At 72.5% G+C, this 21,339-nt stretch carries 23 protein-coding genes, 1 tRNA gene and 1 pseudogene; 11 read left to right on the top strand and 14 right to left on the bottom strand.

Features of this window, described 5'->3' with window-relative positions:
- Positions 1–12 precede the first annotated feature (12 nt).
- Positions 13–1,203 (top strand): cation:proton antiporter, encoded by a 1,191-nt coding sequence (locus ABME01_RS13730; RefSeq protein ID WP_353828985.1) that lies wholly within the window; start codon positions 13–15, stop codon positions 1,201–1,203.
- 10 nt (positions 1,204–1,213) lie between these two features.
- Here ABME01_RS13730 and ABME01_RS13725 read toward each other — a convergent pair whose 3' ends face one another.
- On the bottom strand, positions 1,214–2,281 hold the full coding sequence (locus ABME01_RS13725) for an LLM class flavin-dependent oxidoreductase (RefSeq protein ID WP_436407437.1): 1,068 nt from the start codon (positions 2,279–2,281) through the stop codon (positions 1,214–1,216).
- Between the two features lie 165 nt (positions 2,282–2,446).
- On the opposite strand from ABME01_RS13725, the gene ABME01_RS13720 reads away from it, so the two are divergent.
- A complete protein-coding gene (locus ABME01_RS13720) occupies positions 2,447–3,100 on the top strand; it encodes an NADPH-dependent F420 reductase (RefSeq protein WP_353828984.1) in 654 nt (217 codons plus the stop codon).
- A gap of 16 nt (positions 3,101–3,116) precedes the next feature.
- Here ABME01_RS13720 and ABME01_RS13715 read toward each other — a convergent pair whose 3' ends face one another.
- From ABME01_RS13715 to galU, 6 genes are all read right to left on the bottom strand, one after another.
- Positions 3,117–4,640 (bottom strand): MFS transporter, encoded by a 1,524-nt coding sequence (locus tag ABME01_RS13715; RefSeq protein ID WP_353828983.1) that lies wholly within the window; start codon positions 4,638–4,640, stop codon positions 3,117–3,119.
- Positions 4,641–4,717: 77 nt separating this feature from the next.
- A complete protein-coding gene (gene pdxH, locus ABME01_RS13710) occupies positions 4,718–5,404 on the bottom strand; it encodes a pyridoxamine 5'-phosphate oxidase (protein ID WP_353828982.1) in 687 nt (228 codons plus the stop codon).
- 68 nt (positions 5,405–5,472) lie between these two features.
- Positions 5,473–5,548 (bottom strand) — tRNA-Ala (locus ABME01_RS13705).
- A gap of 51 nt (positions 5,549–5,599) precedes the next feature.
- Complete coding sequence (locus ABME01_RS13700) at positions 5,600–6,661, bottom strand: hypothetical protein (protein ID WP_353828981.1); 1,062 nt, start codon at positions 6,659–6,661, stop codon at positions 5,600–5,602.
- 51 nt (positions 6,662–6,712) lie between these two features.
- Entirely contained in the window at positions 6,713–7,375 is a 663-nt protein-coding gene (locus tag ABME01_RS13695) for a GNAT family N-acetyltransferase (RefSeq protein ID WP_353828980.1), read from the bottom strand.
- 1 nt (position 7,376) lies between these two features.
- Positions 7,377–8,276 carry a UTP--glucose-1-phosphate uridylyltransferase GalU gene (galU, locus tag ABME01_RS13690; protein ID WP_353828979.1) on the bottom strand — a complete coding sequence of 300 codons (900 nt, stop codon included), beginning with the start codon at positions 8,274–8,276 and terminating at the stop codon, positions 7,377–7,379.
- Between the two features lie 62 nt (positions 8,277–8,338).
- On the opposite strand from galU, the gene ABME01_RS13685 reads away from it, so the two are divergent.
- Positions 8,339–8,917, top strand: a complete 579-nt coding sequence (locus tag ABME01_RS13685; protein ID WP_353828978.1) for a 5-formyltetrahydrofolate cyclo-ligase — start codon at positions 8,339–8,341, stop codon at positions 8,915–8,917.
- Between the two features lie 46 nt (positions 8,918–8,963).
- Positions 8,964–9,056 (top strand): annotated as a pseudogene (locus ABME01_RS13680) (FmdB family zinc ribbon protein); the annotation flags it as partial.
- Between the two features lie 62 nt (positions 9,057–9,118).
- Here the strand turns inward: ABME01_RS13680 and ABME01_RS13675 are convergent.
- Positions 9,119–9,307: a hypothetical protein gene (locus ABME01_RS13675; RefSeq protein ID WP_353828996.1), complete on the bottom strand. Its 189-nt coding sequence runs from the start codon at positions 9,305–9,307 to the stop codon at positions 9,119–9,121.
- 58 nt (positions 9,308–9,365) lie between these two features.
- On the opposite strand from ABME01_RS13675, the gene mscL reads away from it, so the two are divergent.
- Positions 9,366–9,803, top strand: coding sequence for a large conductance mechanosensitive channel protein MscL (mscL, locus tag ABME01_RS13670; RefSeq protein ID WP_353828977.1), 438 nt, complete (start codon positions 9,366–9,368; stop codon positions 9,801–9,803).
- 279 nt (positions 9,804–10,082) lie between these two features.
- Here the strand turns inward: mscL and ABME01_RS13665 are convergent, their stop codons facing one another.
- Positions 10,083–13,847 carry an AAA family ATPase gene (locus ABME01_RS13665; protein WP_353828976.1) on the bottom strand — a complete coding sequence of 1,255 codons (3,765 nt, stop codon included), beginning with the start codon at positions 13,845–13,847 and terminating at the stop codon, positions 10,083–10,085.
- A 131-nt stretch (positions 13,848–13,978) separates the two neighbouring features.
- On the opposite strand from ABME01_RS13665, the gene ABME01_RS13660 reads away from it, so the two are divergent.
- Entirely contained in the window at positions 13,979–14,287 is a 309-nt protein-coding gene (locus ABME01_RS13660) for a rhodanese-like domain-containing protein (protein WP_353828975.1), read from the top strand.
- Positions 14,284–14,580, top strand: a complete 297-nt coding sequence (locus ABME01_RS13655; protein ID WP_353828974.1) for a metal-sensitive transcriptional regulator — start codon at positions 14,284–14,286, stop codon at positions 14,578–14,580. The genes ABME01_RS13660 and ABME01_RS13655 overlap by 4 nt, the downstream gene beginning before the upstream one ends.
- Before the next feature lie 124 nt (positions 14,581–14,704).
- On the opposite strand, the gene ald is transcribed toward ABME01_RS13655, so the two are convergent.
- Positions 14,705–15,805: an alanine dehydrogenase gene (gene ald / locus ABME01_RS13650; RefSeq protein ID WP_353828973.1), complete on the bottom strand. Its 1,101-nt coding sequence runs from the start codon at positions 15,803–15,805 to the stop codon at positions 14,705–14,707.
- Positions 15,806–15,937: 132 nt separating this feature from the next.
- On the opposite strand from ald, the gene ABME01_RS13645 reads away from it, so the two are divergent.
- A complete protein-coding gene (locus ABME01_RS13645; RefSeq protein ID WP_353828972.1) occupies positions 15,938–16,441 on the top strand; it encodes an Lrp/AsnC family transcriptional regulator in 504 nt (167 codons plus the stop codon).
- Positions 16,442–16,457: 16 nt separating this feature from the next.
- Here ABME01_RS13645 and ABME01_RS13640 read toward each other — a convergent pair whose 3' ends face one another.
- On the bottom strand, positions 16,458–17,525 hold the full coding sequence (locus ABME01_RS13640) for an ATP-dependent DNA ligase (RefSeq protein ID WP_353828971.1): 1,068 nt from the start codon (positions 17,523–17,525) through the stop codon (positions 16,458–16,460).
- A gap of 238 nt (positions 17,526–17,763) precedes the next feature.
- Between ABME01_RS13640 and ABME01_RS13635 the strand changes: the two genes are divergently transcribed.
- Both ABME01_RS13635 and ABME01_RS13630 read left to right on the top strand, forming a co-directional pair.
- Positions 17,764–18,051 (top strand): hypothetical protein, encoded by a 288-nt coding sequence (locus tag ABME01_RS13635; RefSeq protein ID WP_353828970.1) that lies wholly within the window; start codon positions 17,764–17,766, stop codon positions 18,049–18,051.
- Between the two features lie 83 nt (positions 18,052–18,134).
- Positions 18,135–18,488, top strand: coding sequence for a hypothetical protein (locus ABME01_RS13630; protein ID WP_353828969.1), 354 nt, complete (start codon positions 18,135–18,137; stop codon positions 18,486–18,488).
- A 15-nt stretch (positions 18,489–18,503) separates the two neighbouring features.
- On the opposite strand, the gene ABME01_RS13625 is transcribed toward ABME01_RS13630, so the two are convergent.
- Together ABME01_RS13625 and ABME01_RS13620 are read right to left on the bottom strand one after the other, a co-directional pair.
- On the bottom strand, positions 18,504–18,800 hold the full coding sequence (locus ABME01_RS13625) for a hypothetical protein (RefSeq protein ID WP_353828968.1): 297 nt from the start codon (positions 18,798–18,800) through the stop codon (positions 18,504–18,506).
- The gene (locus tag ABME01_RS13620; RefSeq protein ID WP_353828994.1) at positions 18,800–19,132 is read right to left on the bottom strand and encodes a DUF7882 family protein; all 333 of its coding nucleotides are present in this window, start codon (positions 19,130–19,132) and stop codon (positions 18,800–18,802) included. The genes ABME01_RS13625 and ABME01_RS13620 overlap by 1 nt, the downstream gene beginning before the upstream one ends.
- Before the next feature lie 148 nt (positions 19,133–19,280).
- Between ABME01_RS13620 and ABME01_RS13615 the strand changes: the two genes are divergently transcribed.
- A complete protein-coding gene (locus tag ABME01_RS13615) occupies positions 19,281–19,535 on the top strand; it encodes a hypothetical protein (protein ID WP_353828967.1) in 255 nt (84 codons plus the stop codon).
- Positions 19,536–19,613: 78 nt separating this feature from the next.
- On the opposite strand, the gene pgi is transcribed toward ABME01_RS13615, so the two are convergent.
- The gene (pgi, locus tag ABME01_RS13610; RefSeq protein ID WP_353828966.1) at positions 19,614–21,302 is read right to left on the bottom strand and encodes a glucose-6-phosphate isomerase; all 1,689 of its coding nucleotides are present in this window, start codon (positions 21,300–21,302) and stop codon (positions 19,614–19,616) included.
- Between the last annotated feature and the right edge of the window lie 37 nt (positions 21,303–21,339).

Below are 21,339 nucleotides of genomic sequence, written 5' to 3'. Positions count from 1 at the left end.
CCTGGGGGCCGGATGCACGAGTCCACGCTGCTCCTCGTCGAAGTCGGCGCGCTGCTCCTCGGCATGAGCCTCCTCGGGCGCCTCGCCATCCGCATCGGGCTCTCACCCATCCCCTTCTACCTGCTGCTCGGGCTCGCGTTCGGCAACGGCGGGCTGCTGCCGTTCGACGCGAGCGAGGAGTTCTTCTCGACCGGCGCGGAGATCGGCGTCATCCTGCTACTCGCGCTCCTCGGCCTCGAGTACACCGCCGAGGAGCTCGTCATCGGCCTGCGCTCCTCGCGTCGCGCCGCGGTCCTCGACGCGCTGTTCAACGCGCTGCCCGGAGCGGCGTTCGCGCTCCTGCTCGGCTGGGGGCCGATCGCCGCGGTCGCGCTCGCGGGCGTGACCTGGATCTCCTCGTCGGGGGTCGTCGCGAAGCTGTTGCGCGACCTCGGTCGCCTGTCGAACCGCGAGACGCCCTCGGTGCTCGCGGTCCTCGTCGTCGAGGACCTCGCGATGGCGTTCTACCTGCCCGTCCTGTCCGCCCTCGTGGTCGGCATGAGCATCGTGCAGGGCGCCATCGGCGTCGCCGTCGCCGTCACGGTGGTCATCGTCATCCTGATGATCGCGCTCCGCTCCGGCCATGTCATCTCGCGGTTCTTCCCCGCCGAGCACGCCGAACCGCTGCTGCTCGGGGTGCTCGGCCTCGTGATGCTCGTCGCCGGACTCGCGCAGGAGGTGAGCGTCTCGGCCGCGGTCGGCGCGTTCCTCGTCGGCATCGCCCTGTCCGGGCGTGTGGCCGAGAACGCGAGCGCGCTGCTCACGCCGCTCCGCGACCTGTTCGCGGCCATCTTCTTCGTCTTCTTCGGCCTCACGACGGATTCGACCCAGATCGTGTCCATGCTGCTGCCGGCGGCGCTCCTCGCGGCGATCACGCTCGCGACGAAGCTCCTCTCCGGCGCATACGCCGCGCGACGCGCCGGGGTCGGCACGCTCGGCCAGTGGCGCGCCGGCCTCGTGCTCGGCCCGCGCGGCGAGTTCTCGATCGTGATCGCGGGGCTCGCGGTGGGATCGGGCATCGAGCCGGCCCTGGCCCCGCTCGCGACGGGCTACGTGCTCATCACGATCCTCGCGGGCACGTTCCTCTCCCGGCTGCCGGATGCCGACTGGTTCCGGGCCGCCGTGCGGCGCCGGGCCAAGCGCGCAGCGGCGTCGGGCACCTGACGCGGGGGGCTCAGCCCTCGGCGAGCAGCTCTCGCACGCGCGGCACGACCCGGGTGGCGTAGAGCTCGATCGTCCGCAGCATCGCCTCGTGCGGGAGGGTGCCGTTTGAGTACTTCAGGTCGAACCGCCGGGCCCCGATCGTGCGCATCGCGTTCGCGATCTTCTGCGCGACCGTCTCGGGCGAGCCCGCGTAGAGCGCTCCGTTCGGACCGGCCTCGCCCTCGAAGTGCTCGCGGGTCACGGCGCCCCAGCCTCGCTCGCGGCCGATGCGGTTCATGATGACCTCGTAGTGCGGCCACAGCGTCTCGAGCGCCTCCTCGTCGGTCTCGGCGACGATGCCCGGGGAGTGCACCGCGATCGGCTGCGGCTCGTGGCCGAACTGCGTGAGGGCCTTGCGGTAGAGGTCGGCGAGCGGCGCGAAGCGCACGGGGCTGCCGCCGATGATGGCCAGCACGAGCGGGAGCCCGTAGCGCGCGGCGCGCACGACCGACTCGGGGCTGCCTCCCACGCCGATCCAGGTGCGGAGCGGACCGGGCTCGACCGTCGGGAACACCCGCTGCCCCGTGAGCGGCGCGCGCAGCGATCCCTCCCAGGTCACCGGCTCCTGCGGCAGGAGCGCCGAGAACAGGTTGAGCTTCTGCTCGAACAGCTCCTGGTACTGGCTGAGCTCGTAGCCGAAGAGCGGGAACGACTCGATGAACGATCCGCGTCCGAGGATCACCTCGGCGCGGCCGCCCGACAGGCCGTCGAGCGTCGCGAAGCGCTGGTACACGCGGACGGGGTCGTCCGAGCTCAGCACGGTGACCGCGGAGCCGAGGTGGATCCGCTCGGTGCGGCCCGCGATGGCGGCCAGCACGACCTCGGGCGCGGAGATCGCGAATTCGTGCCGGTGGTGCTCGCCGACCCCGAAGAAGTCGAGCCCCAGCCGATCCGCGAGCTCGGCCTCGGCGACGACGTTGCGCAGGACCTGCGCCTGCGCGAGGGGTTCGCCGTCCGGACCGAGCGTCACGTCGCCGAACGTGTCGAGTCCGAATTCCCACTGCTGCGCCATCCGCTGCTCCCATCGGTCGATGCACATGCATGCACCTGTCGTGAACTCCGACAGTGCCGAGACTATTCCGTCCGGCTGCGCCCCGGCGGGACCTCGGGAATGCCGCGACGGACGTCCGCGTTGGCACACGGTGAGGCGCCGAGCGACCGGCGTGGTGCGGGTGCGCCGTGGAGCCCCGCAGAAGGGGATGACGTGACGGATCGACCGGTGATCGGCATCTTCGGAGCCGGCAAGGTGGGCACCGCGCTCGCGCGCCTGCTCGTCGACGCCGGCTACGAGGTCGCGATCACGGGCTCTCCCCGGCAGACCGCGCTCGACCTGCTCGTCTCGGTCGTGGCTCCCGGCGCTCGCGTCCTCACCGCCGACGAACTCGTTCGCGCGGCCGACCTCATCGTGGTCGCGGTGCCGTTCGGCAAGGCCTCGAGCGTGCCGTGGACGTCGTTCGACGGCAAGGTCGTGATCGACGCCACGAACTACTGGCCGCCGGTGGACGGCCACATCGCGGAGGTCGACGCCGACGCGCGCACCACGAGCGAGCGCCACGCCGCCCTGAACCCCGCCGCGCGCGTCGTCAAGTCCCTCAACCACCTCGGCTACCACGACATGGAGGACGACCCCATGCCGGCCGGGTCGCCCCTGCGCCGTGCGCTGGCGGTGGTCGGCGACGACGCCGACGCGCGCGCGATCGTCGCGCGCCTCATCGACGACCTCGGGTTCGACCCGGTGGACGGCGGCGCGCTCGCCAACGGCCGTGCACTCGAGCCCGGTCACCCCGCGTTCGGTCGCGAACTGTCGGCCGCCGAGCTCGAGGCGATGCTCGCCGCCGAGCGCGTGGTCACCGCCTGACGCGGCGACCGGACGCTCAGTCCGCCCCGCTTCGGTCGGACTCGGAGCCGAGTTCGGACGGAACCCCGACCCCGCGGTCGGCGCCCGCGGGGCCGACCCGCCGCTGCCGCAGGTCGAGCAGGCCCACGGCGAGCGCCACGACCAGCAGGCCGCCCACCGCGGCGATCCCCGCGCCGTACGCCTGGTGGTACACGTCGATGCGCGCCTCGGCGCCACCCTCGCGGTACAGCGTCGAGTAGAACAGCGAGAGCGCCACGGCGACGCCGATCGCGGTGCCGATGCGCTGGCCGAGCTGGCCCACCGAGCCTGCGAGCCCGCCCTCCCGCACGGGGACGTCGGCGAGCGCGAGGACCTGGTTCGGGGCGATGACCAGGCCGCCGCCCGCTCCCCCCACGAGCATGACGGCCGCCATGATCCAAGGCGTGAGCGCCGGCGGGGTGACCACCGCCGCGAGGACGAGCAGGCCCATCCCGAGCAGCAGCAGGAGGAGGCCGCCGACGACGAGCGGGCGTCCGACCCGGTTCACCAGCCGTCCGCCGAGCCACGAGCTGACGGCACTCGTGAGCGCGAAGCCGATCGTGACCATGCCCGCGAACACCGGTGCGAGCCCGAGGCCCTGCTGGAGGAAGAGGGTCGTGAGCAGGAACGAGGCCGGCATCGCCGCGAAGTACGCGGTCGCCAGCAGCGTGCCGTTCCGGTAGGAGCGCAGCGAGAAGAGGCCGAGCGGCACCAGCGGGGCCCTGCCGGATGCCTCGTAGCGCCGCTCCCACCACAGGAACGCCGCGAGCGCGGACGCGAAGAGCGCGAGCGTCCACCATCGTGCCGGGTCGTCGTCGGGCGACCCGGTCGTGAGCAGGAACGGCCACATGAGCCCCGCGACCGCGAGGCCGAACAGCACCACCCCGACCGGGTCGAGCGAGATGCGCGCCCGCTCTCCCGGCGGGCGGCCCGGCAGCAGGCGCGCGGCGAAGGCGATCGCGACGAGGGCGAGCGGCACGTTCATCCAGAAGATCCCCCGCCACCCGTCCTCGGGGCCGCCGATCGCGATCGCGAGGCCGCCCAGCGTGGGACCGAATGCGGTCGCGACGCCGATCGTGGCACCGAAGAGCCCGAAGGCCGCACCACGCTCGGCGCCCTGGAAGAGCTGCTGGACCAGCCCGATCACCTGCGGCATCTGGATGCCCGCGGCCACGCCCTGCAGCAGGCGGCCGACGAGCAGCACGAGCGCCGACGGCGCGATCGCGCAGACGAGGCTCGTGAGGGCGAACAGGCTGAGCCCGACGATGAACATGACCTTGCGCGAACCCTGGTCGCCGATGCGGCCGGCGGGCACGAGCGTCAGGCCGAACGCGAGCACGAACCCCGAGACCAGCAGTCCGAGCTCGGTCGAACCCGCGCCGAGCGCCTCCTCGATGGAGGGCAGGGCGACGTTGACCTTGGTGAGGTCCATGATCGTCAGGGCGGCGACGCCGACGCACACCCAGTAGGCGCGCCAGCGGTCGGCGCGCGGAGCGGCGTCCGGCGTGGGGGAAGGCGACATCCGCTTCAGCCTACGCTCGTGCCGCAGCGCCACCGGCGCGCGGAGGCCGGAGCGCGCAGCGCCTCGCAGGCACCGCGCTACGGCTGGAGTCGCTCGATCCGCCAGCCCCCGCGCGCCGTTGCGCGCGTGTAGACGAGGCGATCGTGCAGGCGCGAGGTGCGCCCCTGCCAGAACTCGACGCGCGTCGGTCGCAGGCGGTACCCGCCCCAGCGCTCGGGACGGCCGAGGTCGCCGGATTCCGGGAGTCGCGCCTCGAGCTCGGCGACCCGCGCCTCCAGCTCGGCACGCCCCGCGATCGGCTGCGACTGCCGGCTCGCGGTCGCCGCGATCCGGGAGCCGTGCGGCCTGCCCGCCCAGTACGCATCGGACTCCGCGTCGTCGACCTCCGCGACCTCACCCGTGACGATGACCTGCCGGTGCACGAGGTACCAGGGGAACAGCAGCGTGGCGACGGGATGCGCGGCCAGCGCGCGCCCCTTGCGAGACATGCGATCGGTGTAGAACACGAAGCCGCGCGCATCCACGCCGCGCAGCAGCACCGTCCGGCTCGACGGCGTGCCGTCGGGGTCGATCGTGCCGAGCACCATCCCGTTGGGCTCGTACACGCCGCGCTCGTCGGCCTCGGCCAGCCATCGGTCGAACTGCGCGATCGGGTCGTGCGCCGCATCGGCCTCGTCGAGCCGCTCGGCGCCGTAGTCCCTCCGGCCGGTCAGCGCGTGCGCGACCGCCCGCCGGGTCCGTTCCGCGTCGATCGCATCGCTCATGGTCCCAGCGTAGGAGCCCGCACGACGAAGCCCCCGGAATCCGCGTGGATTCCGGGGGCTTCGCTCGGTGGTGGACCCAGGGGGATTCGAACCCCCGACCTTCTCATTGCGAACGAGACGCGCTACCAACTGCGCCATGGGCCCGAGCCGTGAACGACTCTACCATCCCCGACGGGGTGGTCCCGACCACCCGGATCAGACCGCCGTCCGCCGACGGCGGAGCACCTGGTCGAGGTCGCCCAGACCCGGCTCGGCGCCCTCGACGATGCCCATCCGCGCATAGGGATTCTCGGGCTCGGACGCCGAAGCGGCCGGGCGCCGCGTCGCCGCGTCGCCGGCCGCCTGCGTCGGTGCCTGGTCGGCGGATGCCGCGGGCGGGCGGAGCACCGGGACCTTCGGCTCCATCCGGACGGCGCGCTCGGCGAGCTCCGCGTCGGCGGCGGCGCGCTTGAGCTGCTCCGCCTCGGCGATCGAGGCCATCACGCTGGCGGCGATCGTGCCGCGCGAGAGGTGCAGCGGCTTCGGCAGCGGGTGCGGGGTCCAGCCCTCGCCTCCCTCGGCCGGTTCGGTCTCCACCTCGATCGGCTCGAAGGGCTCGGCCACCCGCGGCGGCGCCGGCACGACCGCGACGGGTGCGGATGCGGCACGGCCGAGCGCGACGAGGCCGGTCATCGCCGCGGCGATGCCACCGACCCCGGCGAGCACGACGGTGACGGACCCCCCTCCGGCCACCACGATGACGCCGATGGGGACGGTCATGAGCGAGGCGAGGAGCAGCAGCGTGCACGCGGCCCGGCGCCGCCGGCGCGAACGGCGGGCGCGCGTCGCCCGCGAGCCGGCGTCGTGCCCGCGCGTCGCCCGCGCAGCGGCCGCGGCCGCCCGCTCGGCGGCCGCTCGCTCCGCGGCTGCCCGCTCGGCCCGCGCCTCGAGTTCGCGCTCGGCAGCGGCAGCCGCCTCCTCCGCCGCGAGCCGCTCGGCGATCGCCCGGTTCTCGGCCGCCTGCGCCTCCAGCCGCGCGGCGAGCTCGTGCTCGTGGAGGATCCGCTCCTGCGCGGCGACCTCGCGCGCGGTGACCCCGACCCGGACCTCTTCGGGCGCCTCGGCGGTCTCGGCGAGGATCCGGAGCGTCTGCTGGAGTCGCACGGCGTTGCGCTCGGTGCTCAGGTACTGGCGTCGTCGCAGCCAGCTCGGCAGCAGGTAGGCGATCCACAGCGTCGCGGCCACCGCCACGAGTACACCGCCGCCGATCGGATCCATGGCACCACGGTAGGACACGGCGGCGCCGTGCTCCCACTGGTGCGGGGCGTGTCAGCGATCACCCACCCGAAGGGGGGTGGCCGCGGCGATCCGGTCGACCTCCGGGACGGCCGCGGCGGTCGCCGAGGCGCGCCCCTCGCGCCACCGCCGGAGCACCCCGCCCGGCACCTCCTCGGCGACCAGCGCGAACGAGAAGTGGTCGCGCCAGTCGCCGTCGATGTGGAGGAACCGCCGACGCAGGCCCTCGTACCGGAAGCCGAGCTTCTCGACCACCCGAAGGGACGGGCCGTTCTCGGGGCGGATGCAGATCTCCATCCGGTGGAGGCGGAGGCTGCGGAAGCAGTAGTCCGTCGCGAGTGCGACCGACGTCGGCGTGATGCCCCGGCCGGCGACCTCCCGCGTCACCCAGTACCCGATCGAGGCCGAGGCCAGTGCGCCGTGCGTGATCGAGGAGACGTTGAGCTGCCCCACCATCCGCCCGTCCCACTCGATCACGAAGGGCAGCGCGGTGCCCGCGCGCGCGTGCGCGTTGAGGTTGCGGATGCTCCCCCGCGCGTCGATCACCGTGCCGCCGCCCGGATACGTGGCCTCCCATCGCCGGAGCCATCCGCGGTTGTCGAGCAGCACGCGCTCGAGCTCGCGCGCATCGCGCATCCGGATGGGTCGCAGGGTCAGCGACCCGTCCACGAGGGTCGGCACGGGGACAGCGGGCACGTCAGTCCCCGTCGAGCCCGGCGCCGAACTCGGCCAGCCAGGGGCGGAGCTCGGGGCCGAGGTCGTCGCGGTCGACGGCGAGCTGGATGACGGCCTTGATGTAGTCGAGCTTGTCCCCCGTGTCGTAGCGACGGCCGCGGAACACGACGCCGTAGACGCCTCCCGTGCCCTCGACGTCGCCGGCCATCTCCATGAGGGCGTCGGTCAGCTGGATCTCGCCGCCCTTGCCCGGCTCCGTGCGGTGCAGCACCTCGAAGACCTCGGGCTTGATGACGTAGCGACCGATGACGGCGAGGTTCGAGGGCGCCACGTCCTTGGCCGGCTTCTCGACGAGGCCCGTGATGCGCACGACGTCGGGATCGTCGGTCTCCTCCACCTCGGCCGCACCGTACAGGTGGATGCTGTCGGGATCGACCTCCAGGAGCGCCACGATCGTCGCATCGCGGGCGGTCTGCTCCTCGAGCATCCGCGTGAGCAGCACGTCCCGTGCGTCGATGATGTCGTCGCCGAGCAGCACCGCGAACGGCTCGTCGCCCACGTGCATCTCGGCGCGCAGCACCGCATGCCCGAGTCCCTTGGGGTCGCCCTGGCGCACGTAGTGCATCTGCGCGAGCTCGGTGGACTCGTTGACCTTCTGCAGCTTCGCCGTGTCGCCCTTGGCCTCGAGCGTGTACTCGAGTTCGGCCACGCGGTCGAAGTGGTTCTCGAGGGCGTTCTTGTTCCGGCCCGTGATCATGAGGACGTCCGTCAGTCCGGCCTCGACCGCCTCCTCGACGACGTACTGGATGGCGGGCTTGTCGACGACCGGGAGCATCTCCTTCGGCATCGCCTTGGTCGCGGGCAGGAAGCGCGTTCCCAGGCCGGCGGCGGGGATGACGGCCTTCGTGATCCGATCTGTCATGCGCATCAGCGTAGCCGCACCGGGTGGGCCGCGGCGGGAGGCATCGTCCTAGGATGGCTGCCATGCCCGACGATCCGACCGTGGTCAAGCGGATCCTCCGCGCCGAGCTCAAGGAGCGCCGACGGAACATGCCGTCGCACGAGCGCGAGCAGGCGACGGAGGGCTTCACCGCGCGCCTGCGCGAGCTGGTCGACTCGACCGGAGCCCGGTCGCTGTCGTGCTACCTCTCGATGCCGACCGAGCCCGACACGCGGCCGTTCGTCGACTGGGCGGAGTCCAGCGGAGTCCGCGTGCTCTTCCCGATCACGCGCGAGGACGGGCTGCTGGACTGGACCGTTGGCGAGGGCGACGTCGAGGTCACCGGCCTGCACGGCATGCCGGAGGCGGTCGGCGAACTGCTCGGTCCGATGGCCATCAACGACGTCGACCTGATCCTCGTCCCGGCCGCGGCGGTGGATGCCACGGGCATGCGCCTGGGCTGGGGACGCGGCTACTTCGACAAGACGCTGGGTTCGATGGGAAAATGTCCTCCGGTGTACGCCATCGTCTTCGACGGCGAGTTCGTCGAGGAGGTGCCGCGGGAGGTGCACGACCAGCCGGTGGACGGCGTCGTGACGCCGACGCGGATCCTCTCGTTCTGAGCCGCGGCGTACGCACGGAATCCCCTCGACCATCTCCGGAGCCCCCATGCCCACCTACTCCTACCGCTGCACCGAGTGCGGCGAGGCCTTCGACATCCAGCAGGCCTTCACCGACGACTCCCTCACCGAGTGCCCCGCCTGCTCGGGCCGGCTCCGGAAGCTGTACGGCACGGTCGGCGTGACCTTCAACGGCTCCGGCTTCTACCGGACCGATTCGCGCGCGGCCGCCCACGGATCGGGCTCGTCGACGTCCGGCGCGTCCGAGTCGTCCGGCTCCGGCGGATCGGGGTCCTCGTCGAGCTCGTCGTCGTCGTCCTCGTCCTCGTCCTCGTCCTCGGGAACGTCGTCCTCCGGCGCGTCGTCCTCGGGAACGTCGTCCTCCGCCTCCACCGCCGCCTAGCATCCGCCCGCTCGCGCCCGCGCGACGTCGAACGAAGGGAGCCGCCACGTGCTCAAGGGATTCAGGGAGTTCGTCCTCCGGGGCAACGTCATCGACCTCGCCGTCGCGGTCGTGGTCGGCGCCGCATTCACCGCGGTCGTCAACTCGATCGTCGAGAACATCTTCGACCCGCTCATCGGAGCCGCGTTCGACGCCGAGAGCCTGAACACCGCCTGGACCCTGGCCATCCCCCTGCCCGCGGGTGAGGCGGTCCTGAACTTCGGCGCGGTCACCAGCGCCCTGATCACCTTCCTCGTCGTCGCCGCCGTGGTCTACTTCGTGTTCGTCATGCCGATGAACGTGCTGAAGAAGCACGCCGACGAGCGCCGGGCGGCCGGCGCGCCCAAGCCGGAGGACCCGGAGACCGAGCTCACCGTGCTCACCGAGATCCGCGACCTGCTCGCCTCGGAGCGCACGACCGAGGGCGCCGGCCGGCGCACCGACTAGCCCGGACCGCCCCCGCACCCCGCGCCGGCCGAACCCGTCGCCGGGCAGTTCGCACGTCTCACCAGTGCGGCGGCCGCTCGCGCGTGATCCGCTCGTCGTCGGGGCGCGCCGGGCGCGCCCTCTCGCGTTCGTCGTGCGAGCCGGGTACCGCGGACTCCGGCGCCGGGTCCGTTCCGGGTGCCGGCGTCAGTCGAGCCCGGCGCCCGCCGCGGGAGCGCTCGATGCGCTGGCGCGGGGCGCGGCCTGAACCGGGCACCCCGTCCTGCTCGGCCGAGTCGTTCACGCGCTCCGCGGCTCCTCCTCGTCGGCGGGCGCGGGCGTCCGCCCGAGCACCGACGCCACTCGCTCGGCCACCGACTCCGGGTCGCTGAACAGCTCGAAGCTGTGCACGCGCAGGTAGTGCCATCCCAGTCGCCGCAGCACGTCGGGCCGCAGGCGGAGCGATTCGCGCAGGCTCTGGCCGGTGAGCGCGAGGTCGGTCTCGACGACCGCCGCCCGACCGGCGTGCGCCGCCGCGAGGGACAGCGTGCCGTGGTGCCCTACGCTCACCCGGACGCCGCGGCGCTCGAGCCTCGTGGCGAGGTCGACGAGCATCGGGTCGCCCGGTCGCGACGCCTCGGCGCCGTCGCGCCGCTGCTCGGTCTGCTCGAGGAGGCTCGCGAGCGCGACCACGCCGTGGCGCTGCCGGTCCGCGTCGATGTCGTCGGGCCGGAAGGCCGAGACGATGTCCATCGAGCGGCGTGCGCGGGTCATGGCGACCGCGAGGAGCCGCTCACCGCCCGGCTCGCCGAGTGCGCCGAAGTTCGACAGCAGCCGACCGTGCGGCGTGCGTCCGTACCCGATCGAGAACACCACACGGTCGCGGCTCTGCGCGACGGCCTGCTCGAGCGTGAGCACCGTGAACGGCTCGGCGCGATCGCGCAGGATGAAGTCGGACAGGTCGCTGCGCTTGGCGAACGCCGCGAGGACCGCCTGGTGCACCCGCGCGGCGTGCCGTGCGCTCGCGGTGATCACCATGAGCGATTCGCGCGGCCGCTTCACGGCGTGCTCCATGACCAGCTCGACGACCTTGGCCACCTCGCCGTCGAGGCTCTCGACGGTGCCGGTCTCGGGGTCCGGCAGCCCGTTGCCGCGCACGTAGTGCAGGCCGAGGCTGCCGTGACCGAGGAAGCTGCCCGCCCATGGCATCGACACGATGCGGCCGCCGTAGAAGCGGCGGTTCACGAGTTCGGCGAGGTCCTCTCCGCCCGCTCGGTAGCTGCGCGTGAGCGTCGTGGTCGGCAGCAGCTCGGTGAGCCGCGCGAGCGCCGAATCGGCGTGCAGCGCGTCGACGCCGTGCTCGGGCTCGGACCGCTCGTCGCCGTCGCCGGCGCGGATCGCGGTCTCGAAGCGCGTCGGCGTCTGCGTGACGGGGTCGCCGAACACCACCACCTGGTTCGCGCGCCGGATGGCGCCGAGGTTCTCCGCGATGGTGGTCGCACCGGCGTCCACCAGCACGACCGTGTCGAACCGGATGGCGTCGTCGATCGCCGGCACCTCGTAGGGCGACGCGAGCCAGACCGGCGCGAGCAGGCGGAACAGGTGCGGCGCCTCCCGATGCAGCCGGTCGGGGCGGACCCTCTCGGCCCGCAGCATCCGACGCAGTCGCTCGGCCTCCTCCGGGTGGTCGACGAGTCCCACGCGCCACGCCTCGGCGAGACGCCAGGCGAGCAGCGGTCCCGCCGCGGACGCGTGCGCGTCGTCGACGAGCCGGAAGTCGGACTCGAGGCGGTCGAGGACGCTCGTGTTCGCGCCGAGCAGCGCCGGGTCGCCGGCGAGCATGGCCTCGATCACCGACTGCCACCACGCGAGCTCGAGCTCGGCGGCCACCTGCTGCTCGGGCACGTGCCGACGGGCGAGGTCCACCAGCAGCGGGTCGAGCCCCAGCTCGCGCAGCTGCTGGAGGAGGGCGGTGCGCTCCTGGAGGTTGTGCAGCACCTCCGACTCGGCCGCGAGGCCCATGAGCGTGGCCTCCAGGTCGCGCAGCGGCCGGGCGCCCAGGCGCTTGGCCGTGCCCTCGAGTCCGAGCGGTCCATCCAGTTCCTGCAGGTCGGCGGCGACCGTGTGGTAGGCGACGTGGACGTCGTCCAGGCCGACCGGGACGCTCGGCACGGCGCCCGCCTCCGAGTACCGGTGCCAGAGCGTGCGCTGCTGCTGGATGCCGCGGAGCGCGGTGTTGAGGTCGCCCACGTGCACGCCCGGCCGCACGTACTCGAGGGCGAGGCGCTTGAGCCGACGGCGGTTCGCACCTGACATCCCCGTCTCCCGCCTGGGAGCGGTCGCGGCGATGAGCTCGCCGAGCGGCCGGTCGTAGACGGACGGGAGGAAGCGGTCGAGCGAGTCCCTGATGTCGTGGAGGAGCCGGAGGAAGACCCCGAGCTCGGCGATCGACTCGAACTGCCGCAGCCGGGTCTGGGCGATGAGCGCGCGGGCGCGCTCGAGCAGCCGGGGCACGTCGGTCGTGCTGAGTCGCTTGGCCAGGGCGTGCGCGGCGGTCGCGGCCTCCGACGTGTCGAAGTCGGCGCCGTACCAGGGCGAGTCGCCCGGGCCGTAGCGGAACTCGCCCAGTGCGGCGGCGCGGACCAGGTCGTTCGCGACGGAACCTCGGCCCTTCGCCAGATTCAGCAGCGAGTCGCGGTCGAGGCGGGCCGTCGTGTCGGGCGGCGTCGGCAGCGAGGCGAGCCCGGCGAGCGCCGTGAGCGCGTCGAGGACCGACACGCCCAGGTCGCCGTCGGCGCGGGTGAGCGCGTGACGGTAGTCGAGGAGCACGCGACGCAGCCGCACGAGCGCGTCGTCGACGTCGGCGATCCGCGGCTGCTCGGCCTTCTCGTTCCGCGTGATCGACTGGATGAGGTCGCGGCGCAGCCGGTCGGTGCCGACGGCGAGGCCGCCGAGGCCGACCTGGCCGAGCCGATGGGCGATGCCGTCCAGGCTCGCCCGCCGCGCGCCCACGACGAGCACCCGGCGCTCGTTGGCGACCAGCGAACCGATCGCGTTCACGATGGTCTGCGTGCCGCCCGTGCCGGGGAGGGTCTTCACGACGAGCGAGTCGCCACGCTCGATCCGCGCGACGACCTGCTCCTGCTCGGCGTCGGCGTCCAGCAGCAGGCGGTCGGTGGACGGCGGGCGCTCGTCCTGCGGGACGATGATCGGGGGGTCGACCTCTCGCGCGACCGCCGCGCGTGCGTTCGGATTGCCCGCGACGGCGTCGATGACGGGGTGCTCGAGTCGGGCGGCGTCCGCCCCCATCGCCGGACCGACCTCGGCGAACGACGAGACGACGAGCCGGGGTGCGACGTGGAAGTCGGGCAGGTGGGAGGTGAGTCCGCGCAGCCGGTCGATCACGGGCTGCGGCTTGAAGGCCCCGTTGGTGATGGCGAGCGCGACGAACGCGTCGGCGTCGAGGGTGATCTGGAAGCGCTCGTGCAGTTCACGGGCGAGCGCGGGGTTCAGGAACGGCTGCCCCTTCAGCTTCAGCTCGAAGTCGCGGCCGTACCGCCGGATGGCGAGGGGACGGAGCAGCACGGGCGCGAGGAACTCCTCGCCTCCCGCGCGCCACGACGCGAGGCCGATCGCGAGGTGCACGGACTCGATCCCGCGGACCGAGCGCAGTTCGACGCCCTTCTGGGTGATCTCGCCCGCGGCCAGGCGCGCGTTGCGGAGGGCGAGCTCGTCGCGGATCAGGCTCGAGAGCAGCGTCGACTTGCCCGTGATGAACTGCGGCAGCCCGCCCGGGTGGGTGGTCGAGAGCTCGATGCGCGTCCGCGGCGCGTCCTCGAAGTGCAGCAGCGGCGACCTTCCGCCGAGCTCCCGGAGCTCGGCGTGCCACCGACGCCAGCTGGGCTCGGCGATGTTGCCGGCGACGACGGTCGGGTCGCCGACGGTGACCGAGTGCGGGGTGGCAGGGTCGCGTCGCGGGTCCGAGGACTCGGCTCGCTCCGCGGCCGTCGTCTCGGGCCCGTCGTCGAAGAGGTCGCCCTCGTCGTTCCGTTCGAGCCGTTGCACACCGACACCATACGGCTCGGGTCGCCGAACGCCCGGAGCATCGCCGCGGCTGTCGGGATTTGGATACCCCTCGGGTATTGATACCATGGGGGTATGCTCGTCCCCGCGACGACGACCCTCCAGGAGCGCACATGAAGACGATCTCCCCCACCGACGCCCACGCCGTTCCCGACGCGTGGATCCTCGACGTCCGCGAGGACCGGGAACTCGCGCAGGCGCGGATCGAGGACGCCCACCACATCCCGCTCGGCGCGCTCGTCGAACGCCTCGACGAGGTGCCGCGCGATCGCACGGTCTACGTGCTCTGCCACGCCGGCGGACGCAGTGCACAGGCGACCCAGTACCTCGCCGGGCAGGGCGTCGACGCCGTGAACATCTCGGGCGGGATCCTGGAGTGGAGCCGCTCCGGACTGCCCATGACCCTCGGAGGTGCCGCATGACCAGCGCGATCGAGACCCCGTCGCACTCCGACGCGCAGCGACGGATCGCGAACCGCCTGAAGCGTGCGCGCGGCCAGTTGAACGCCGTGATCGACGCCGTGGAGTCGGGCGCGGACTGCCGTACGGTCGTCACGCAGCTCGCAGCCGTCTCGAGCGCGCTCGACCGTGCGGGCTTCGCCGTCATCTCGACCGCGATGCGCGACTGCGCCGCCGACCCGGACGGCACGGCGGAGGGGTCGGGCGAGCGCCTGGACTTCGACGAGCTCGAGAAACTCTTCCTCTCCCTCTCCTGATCGATGCGCACCGCGGCCGACCCCGGAGGGGCGCTGCGGATGCCCGGAACGCCAGACGGCCGCCGTCCGGACTCGGACGGCGGCCGTCGTGTGCTCACGGAGCGCCTGGTCGGGCACCCCGGCGTCAGACGAGGCTGGACAGCTCCAGGCCGTGGGCCTTGGCGACCCCCTCGTTGGTCAGCTTGCCCGCCGTGGCGTTGAGGCCCTTGGCGAGCGCCGGGTCCGCAGCGAGCGCCGCCTCCCAGCCCAGGTCGGCGATCCTCAGGGCGTAGGGCAGCGTCGCATTGGTCAGCGCGGGCGTCGACGTCGCGGGCACCGCACCCGGCATGTTCGCGACGCAGTAGTAGATCGCCTCGTGCACCGAGTACGTCGGCTCGGCGTGCGTGGTGGCGCGCGAGCCCTCGAAGCAGCCGCCCTGGTCGATCGCGATGTCGACGAGCACGGCGCCGCGCTTCATGGTCGACACCATCTCGTCGGTGATCACCTTCGGGGCCGCCGCGCCGGGCACGAGCACCGCGCCGATCACGAGGTCCGCCTCACGGATCTGCCGGGCGACCTCGTACGGCGACGAGGCGAGCGTCTTGATGCGGTGCTCGTAGCGGGCGTCGATCTCGCGGAGCTTCGGCAGCGAGATGTCCATGACCGTCACGTCCGCGCCGAGGCCCAGCGCCGTGGCGGCGGCCTGCTCGCCGGCGACGCCGCCGCCGATGACGAGCACCTTCGCCGGGGCCGTGCCGGGCACGCCGCCGAGCAGGACGCCGCGCCCGCCCATCGAGGCGTGCAGCGACATGGCGCCGACCTGGGGCGCGAGACGCCCGGCGACCTCGCTCATCGGGGTGAGCAGCGGCAGCGACCGGTCCGCGAGCTGCACGGTCTCGTACGCGATGGCGGTGACGCCGGAGTCCAGGATCGCGCGCGTCAGCGGAAGGTCGGCGGCGAGGTGGAGGTAGGTGAAGAGCGTGAGGTCCTCGCGGAGGAAGCCGTACTCCTCGGCGATGGGCTCCTTGACCTTCAGCACGAGCTCGGCCGACCAGGCCTCCTCCGCGGTGGCGACGATGTTCGCGCCGGCGGCGCGGTACTCGGCGTCGTGGTAGCCGGCGCCCTCGCCGGCCCCGGCCTGGATGTCGACCCGGTGGCCGCGCTGGGCGAGCGCGTGCGCTCCGGCCGGCGTCATGGCGACGCGGAATTCGTTGTTCTTGATCTCTGCAGGCACGCCGACGTGCATGGTTCTCGCTCCGAATGCTGTGTGGATGTGTATCTCCATGGTCGCCTCTTGTTCGCTGTTTGGGAAGGCATTCCGCATGATGTTCGGTAGACTCGCGGCATCCGTTCTGAAAGTTCGTCGAGGAGCACCGCAGTGACCGATCTGCCGCAGTTCAGCGAAGCCCCCCGCGTCGTCCTCGACGACATCGACCGGCAGATCATCGACCTGCTGCACGAGAACGCGCGCATCCCGAACGTCGACCTGGCGCGCGAGGTCGGCGTCTCACCGTCGACGTGCCTCGCGCGCGTGCGCTCCCTCCGCGAGCGCGGCGTCATCACGAGGTACACCGCGGAGATCAACCCGGCCGCGCTCGGCTTCACCCTCCAGGCCCTGGTCTCCGTGCGGATCCGACCGGGCGCCCGGCACCTGATGGAGCAGATCTCCGACGAGCTGCGCGGCGAGCCCGAGGTCGCCCAGCTCTTCTTCCTCGGCGGCAGCGAGGACTTCCTCATCCACGTGCGCGTGCGCGACAGCGAGCACGTGCGCCAGTTCGTGCTGAAGAACCTCTCGGCGAACCCCGCCGTCGCCCTCACCGAGACGAACCTGGTCTTCGAGCACCACACTGCCGGATCGGCGGGCCTGCGCGCCGTGCTCTGACGCGTGCCGAGCCGGCTCAGCGCGCGACCGGGAGGATCTCCGCCAGGTCGATCCCCGCGGGGGCCTCGAGCTGCTCGTACGTGCAGCTCTCGGGCTCCCGGTCGGGCCGCCACCTCCGGAATCGCGCCGTGTGCCGGAACCGGTCGCCCTCCATGTGGTCGTACGCGACCTCGACGACGAGCTCCGGCCGGAGCGGGACGAAGGAGAGGTCCTTGCCGGCGCTCCACCGGCTCACCGCGCCCGGCATCCGCCCGGAGCGGTGCGCCTCCTGGTCGGCCCACTCGCCCCACGGATGCCGCGAGAGGTCCTCCTCGACGTACGGCGCGAGCAGGTCGACGAGCTCGCGGCGCTTGGCCATCGTGAACGAGGCCGCGACCCCGACGTGGTGCAGTCGCCCGTCGTCGCCGTGGAGGCCGAGGAGCAGCGACCCGACGATGCCGCCCGTCTTGTGCCAGCGATACCCCGCGACGACGCAGTCGGCCGTGCGCTCGTGCTTGACCTTGTACATGGTCCGCTTGTCGGGCTGGTACGTGCCGTCGAGCGGCTTCGCGATGACGCCGTCCAGGCCCGCGCCCTCGAACCGCTCGAACCAGTCCCGGGCCTCGGCGAGGTCGGCCGTCGCCGGGGTGACGAAGACCGGGTCGGATGCCGCGGCGAGCGCGGCGACGAGCCGCTCGCGCCGCTCGGCGAACGGGCGTCCGGTGAGGTCGTCGTCGCCCTCGGCGAGCAGGTCGAACGCGACGAACGAGGCGGGCGTCTGCTCTGCCAGGAGCGCGACCCGGCTCGCAGCCGGATGGATGCGCTGCTGCAGGGCGTCGAAGTCGAGTCGGCCGTCGCGCACGAGCACGACCTCGCCGTCGACGACGCAGCGTTCCGGCAGGTTCGCCCGCAACGCCGTCACGAGCTCCGGGAAGTAGCGGGTCATGGGGCGCTCGTTCCGACTCCCCAGCTCGACCTCCTCGCCGTCGCGGAAGACGATCGTGCGGAAGCCGTCCCACTTCGGCTCGACGTGCCCGACATCGGGGATCCCCTTCACCGCCTTGGCGAGCATCGGCTTGACGGGCGGCGTCACCGGCAGGTCCATGCGACCATCATGCTCCGACCCGCCGACCTGCCGCGAGGTGCCCACCGTGCCCCCATCGGGCGCCCGGACTCCCCTGCGCCGGGGCCCGGCGGAGGTAGCAGCGGGGTCCGGAGGGGTCAAGGGACTCCCCCGCGCGGGCCCGATCGGCGTATCCTCACCCATGGTGAGCGCGCATGGGGGTGCGCGCGACCGTGGGGAAGCGGGGGATCGTCATGTCAGCGCGCCGATCGAGCGGACGATGCAGGAACACCGTCTCGGGGCGGTCGTCATGAGCGCCGTGATCGACCCTCCCGAACCCGTGATCCCGGTCCTGCCCTCGATCGGCGTCTGGTGGCCGATGCTCGAGACGCCGCTGCAACTGGAGATCCTCGAGCACCCGACGGCGCCGCTGCGGCCGGTCGTGGTGCGGCGCATCTTCGAGCTCTGCGAGCTGGTCCCGCGCCCGGTGCCCCGCTCGGGCGTGCGGCTGGGCCCGAACGAGCGCGCCTACCTCGCCGGCTGGGTGCACGCGGTGGACTGGTCGTGAGCGGCGAGGGTGAATGAGACCACGTCAGCGGCGCGCGCACAAGTGGTTGAGCGCAGTCGGTGTCGACGGGTAGAACGGGGAACATGGACCGGATCCACTACGCAGGGGGCGTGCTGCTGACGGGGAGTGCGATCGCGGACGCGGTCGTCGACTACGCCGCCGCGCTCGCCGTCCGCAGCGCCGCGGCGTCGATCGACATCCCGGTCCGAGCCGAGGACGGCTCGACCGCGCGCGCGCACCTGCTCATCGGGCCCGCCAGCCAGCTCGTCACCGAACCGGTCCCGTCCGAGAACGACGAGATCCTCGACGAGGAGCTCGTGGCGCGGCTCGTCTCGGCGACGACGGCGCTGTCGGCGATCCGTCCGATCGTCGAGCCCACCGTCACCCCGCCCGACGACGGCGACACCGACCTGCTCGAGTGGCCCGCGATCCGGTGACCCGGGAGCGGCGCGTCAGCCAGTGAGGTCGTCGGGCGAGTCGGCCCCACCCACCTGGCCCTCGACCGCCGCCTCGGCCTTCTCGACCTCGATGCCGCCCACGTCGTCCGCGGGGATCGGCACGATGCTGATCGGGATGCCCGGTCCCACGAGCAGCTCCGCGGGCTGCGGCCGCCCCTCGCCGAAGTTGACCGTGATCCAGTCCGCGAGACCGCGCTGGTGCGCCTGCTCGATCGCCTCCTTGATCGCGGAGACGTCCGCCTCGCCGACGGAGTAGTGGATGCCGTCGTAGAGGATGTTCACGCGCTTCATCAGTCGTGGCCACCGTTCTGGTCGACCTGATTGCGCGGTTCCGGTTCGGGCACGAGCACGAGGCCGCCCGGCGAGTTCGCCGTCGACATGAGCGCGTCCACCCAGGTCCGGTTGATCGCCGGCTGGCGCCCGCCCGCGTACTTGAACACGAGCGAGATGCGCGGATGCATCCACAGCGTGCTGCGACCGTCGCCGATCGACGGGTCGTCGCGCCAACTGAAGTAGAACGACTCGCCACGGCGCAGCTTCGCGCCGATGACCAGCTGCAGGTGCGCGAGCACGCGATCGTCGAAGTCGACGCCGAGCGTCGAATCGTACGTCAGCTTCCCCACCATCCACCTCCGGATTCGGACCGACGTGAACCAAGCGTAGCGGGCGCGCCCGCTTCGGGGACAGGGGCTTGTCAAGGGCCTGTCGACTCGGTCGACGATCCGGTAGCCATGGAGAGGAAGGAGAATTCCGAGCCGAAGGAGGACGAACATGACCCACCGCGGCACGACGATCAGCGAGGCGCTCGACGTGGAGTCCATCGGCGACACCACGTGGCGCGTCTCCGACCGCCGACCGGGCGCCGACGGCGCACGCCGGATCCTGGGCTACCTGCACGAGGTCGGCGGCGCGTACGAGATGCTGTGGATGCGCCCGAGACCCGGGGTGACCAGGCGCTACGGCGACTTCGACGAGGCGGTCACGGCGACGGCGAGGCACCTCGAGTCGCTGCGCTTCCGGCATTGACGTACGGTGCGGGCCCATGGTCCGCACCGGGACCGGCCCGAGCGGCGCCGCGGAACCATCCGCGGCGCCGCCGCCGCATCAGGCGCGCCGGTTCGCCCGGTAGTACTCGAGCAGTGCCCTGGTGGAGGCATCCTGCGCGGCGAGCGCATCGGCATCGCCCTCGAGCGCCGGGGCGATCTGGAGGGCGAGCTGCTTTCCGAGCTCGACGCCCCACTGGTCGAACGAGTTGATGCCCCAGACCACGCCCTGCGTGAACGTGATGTGCTCGTACAGCGCGATGAGCTGTCCGAGCACCCCCGGGGTCAGCGCGGCGGCGAAGATCGAGGTCGTCGGCCGGTTCCCGGGGAACGTCCGCGCGGCGACGAGGGCGCCGGTGGTGCCCTCGGCCTCGACCTCCTCCGCCGTCTTGCCGAACGCCAGCGCCTTGGTCTGCGCCAGGAAGTTCGCGAGGAAGAGCCCGTGCACGTCGCGGCCGTCGTCCGCGAGCGGGTACGCCGGGTTCGCGACGGCGATGAAGTCGGCGGGGATCAGCCGGGTGCCCTGATGGATGAGCTGGTAGAACGCGTGCTGCCCGTTGGTGCCCGGCTCCCCCCAGAACACCTCGCCGGTGTCGGTCGTGACGGGCGAGCCGTCCCACCGCACCGACTTGCCATTGGACTCCATCGTCAGCTGCTGCAGGTAGGCCGGGAAGCGGTGCAGCTGCTGCGCATACGGCAGGACGGCGTGCGACTGCGAGCCGAGGAAGTTGACGTACCAGACGTTCAGCAGCCCCATGAGGACGGGCACGTTGCGTTCGAGCGGCGTGGTGCGCACGTGCTCGTCCACGGCGTGGAAGCCCGCGAGCAGGTCGCGGAAGACGTCGGGACCCAGCTCGATCGCGAGCGACAGCCCGATCGCCGAGTCGACCGAGTACCGGCCGCCCACCCAGTCCCAGAACCCGAACGCGTTCTCGGGGTCGATGCCGAACGCGGCGACCTTGTCGAGCGCCGTCGACACGGCGACGAAGTGGTGGGCGACGGCATCGGTCCGGGCCGACTCGTCGTCGCCGATCGCTCCCGCGGCCTCGAGACCGGCCCACAGCCAGTCACGGGCGAGCCGCGCGTTGGTCAGCGTCTCGAGGGTGGTGAACGTCTTCGACGCCACCACGACGAGCGTCGTCTCGGGGTCGAGGCCGGCCGTCTTCTGGGCGAGGTCGGTCGGATCGATGTTCGAGACGAAGTGCGCGCGGATGCCGGCCGTGGCGTACGGCTCCAGCGCCTCGGAGACCATGACCGGGCCGAGGTCGGAACCGCCGATGCCGATGTTCACGACGTCGGTGACGCGCTTGCCGGTGACCCCGAGCCAGTCGCCGGAGCGCACGCGTTCGGCGAACGCCGAGACCCGGTCGAGCACGTCGTGCACATCGCGATCGACGTGCTGCCCGTCGACGACGAGCTCCGGCTCGGCCCCCGCGGGCCGGCGCAGCGCCGTATGCAGCACGGCGCGGTCCTCGGTCGTGTTGATGTGCTCGCCCGCCAGCATCGCCGCGAACCGGTCGGCGACGCCGACCTGCTCGGCGAGCCGCACGAGCGCGGCCAGCACCTCGTCGGTGACGAGGTTCTTCGAGAGGTCGACGTGCAGGTCGGCCAACGGCAGGCTCAGTCGCTCGACGCGATCGGCGTCGTCGGCGAACCATCCGCGCAGGTCGGGCTCGAAGGCGTCCCGCAGGACCTCCAGCTCGGACCAGGCGGACGTGGCGGTGGGATCGATCGGTGTGCTCACCCGCATCACGCTACCCATCCGCGCGTGGCGCGTGAACCCGCGC

The sequence above is a fragment of the Agromyces litoreus genome, assembly GCF_040496015.1.
Classification (GTDB): Bacteria; Actinomycetota; Actinomycetes; order Actinomycetales; family Microbacteriaceae; genus Agromyces; species Agromyces litoreus.
Note: the sequence above shows the minus strand (reverse complement) of the source record. Positions and strands in the feature narration are given on the sequence as shown.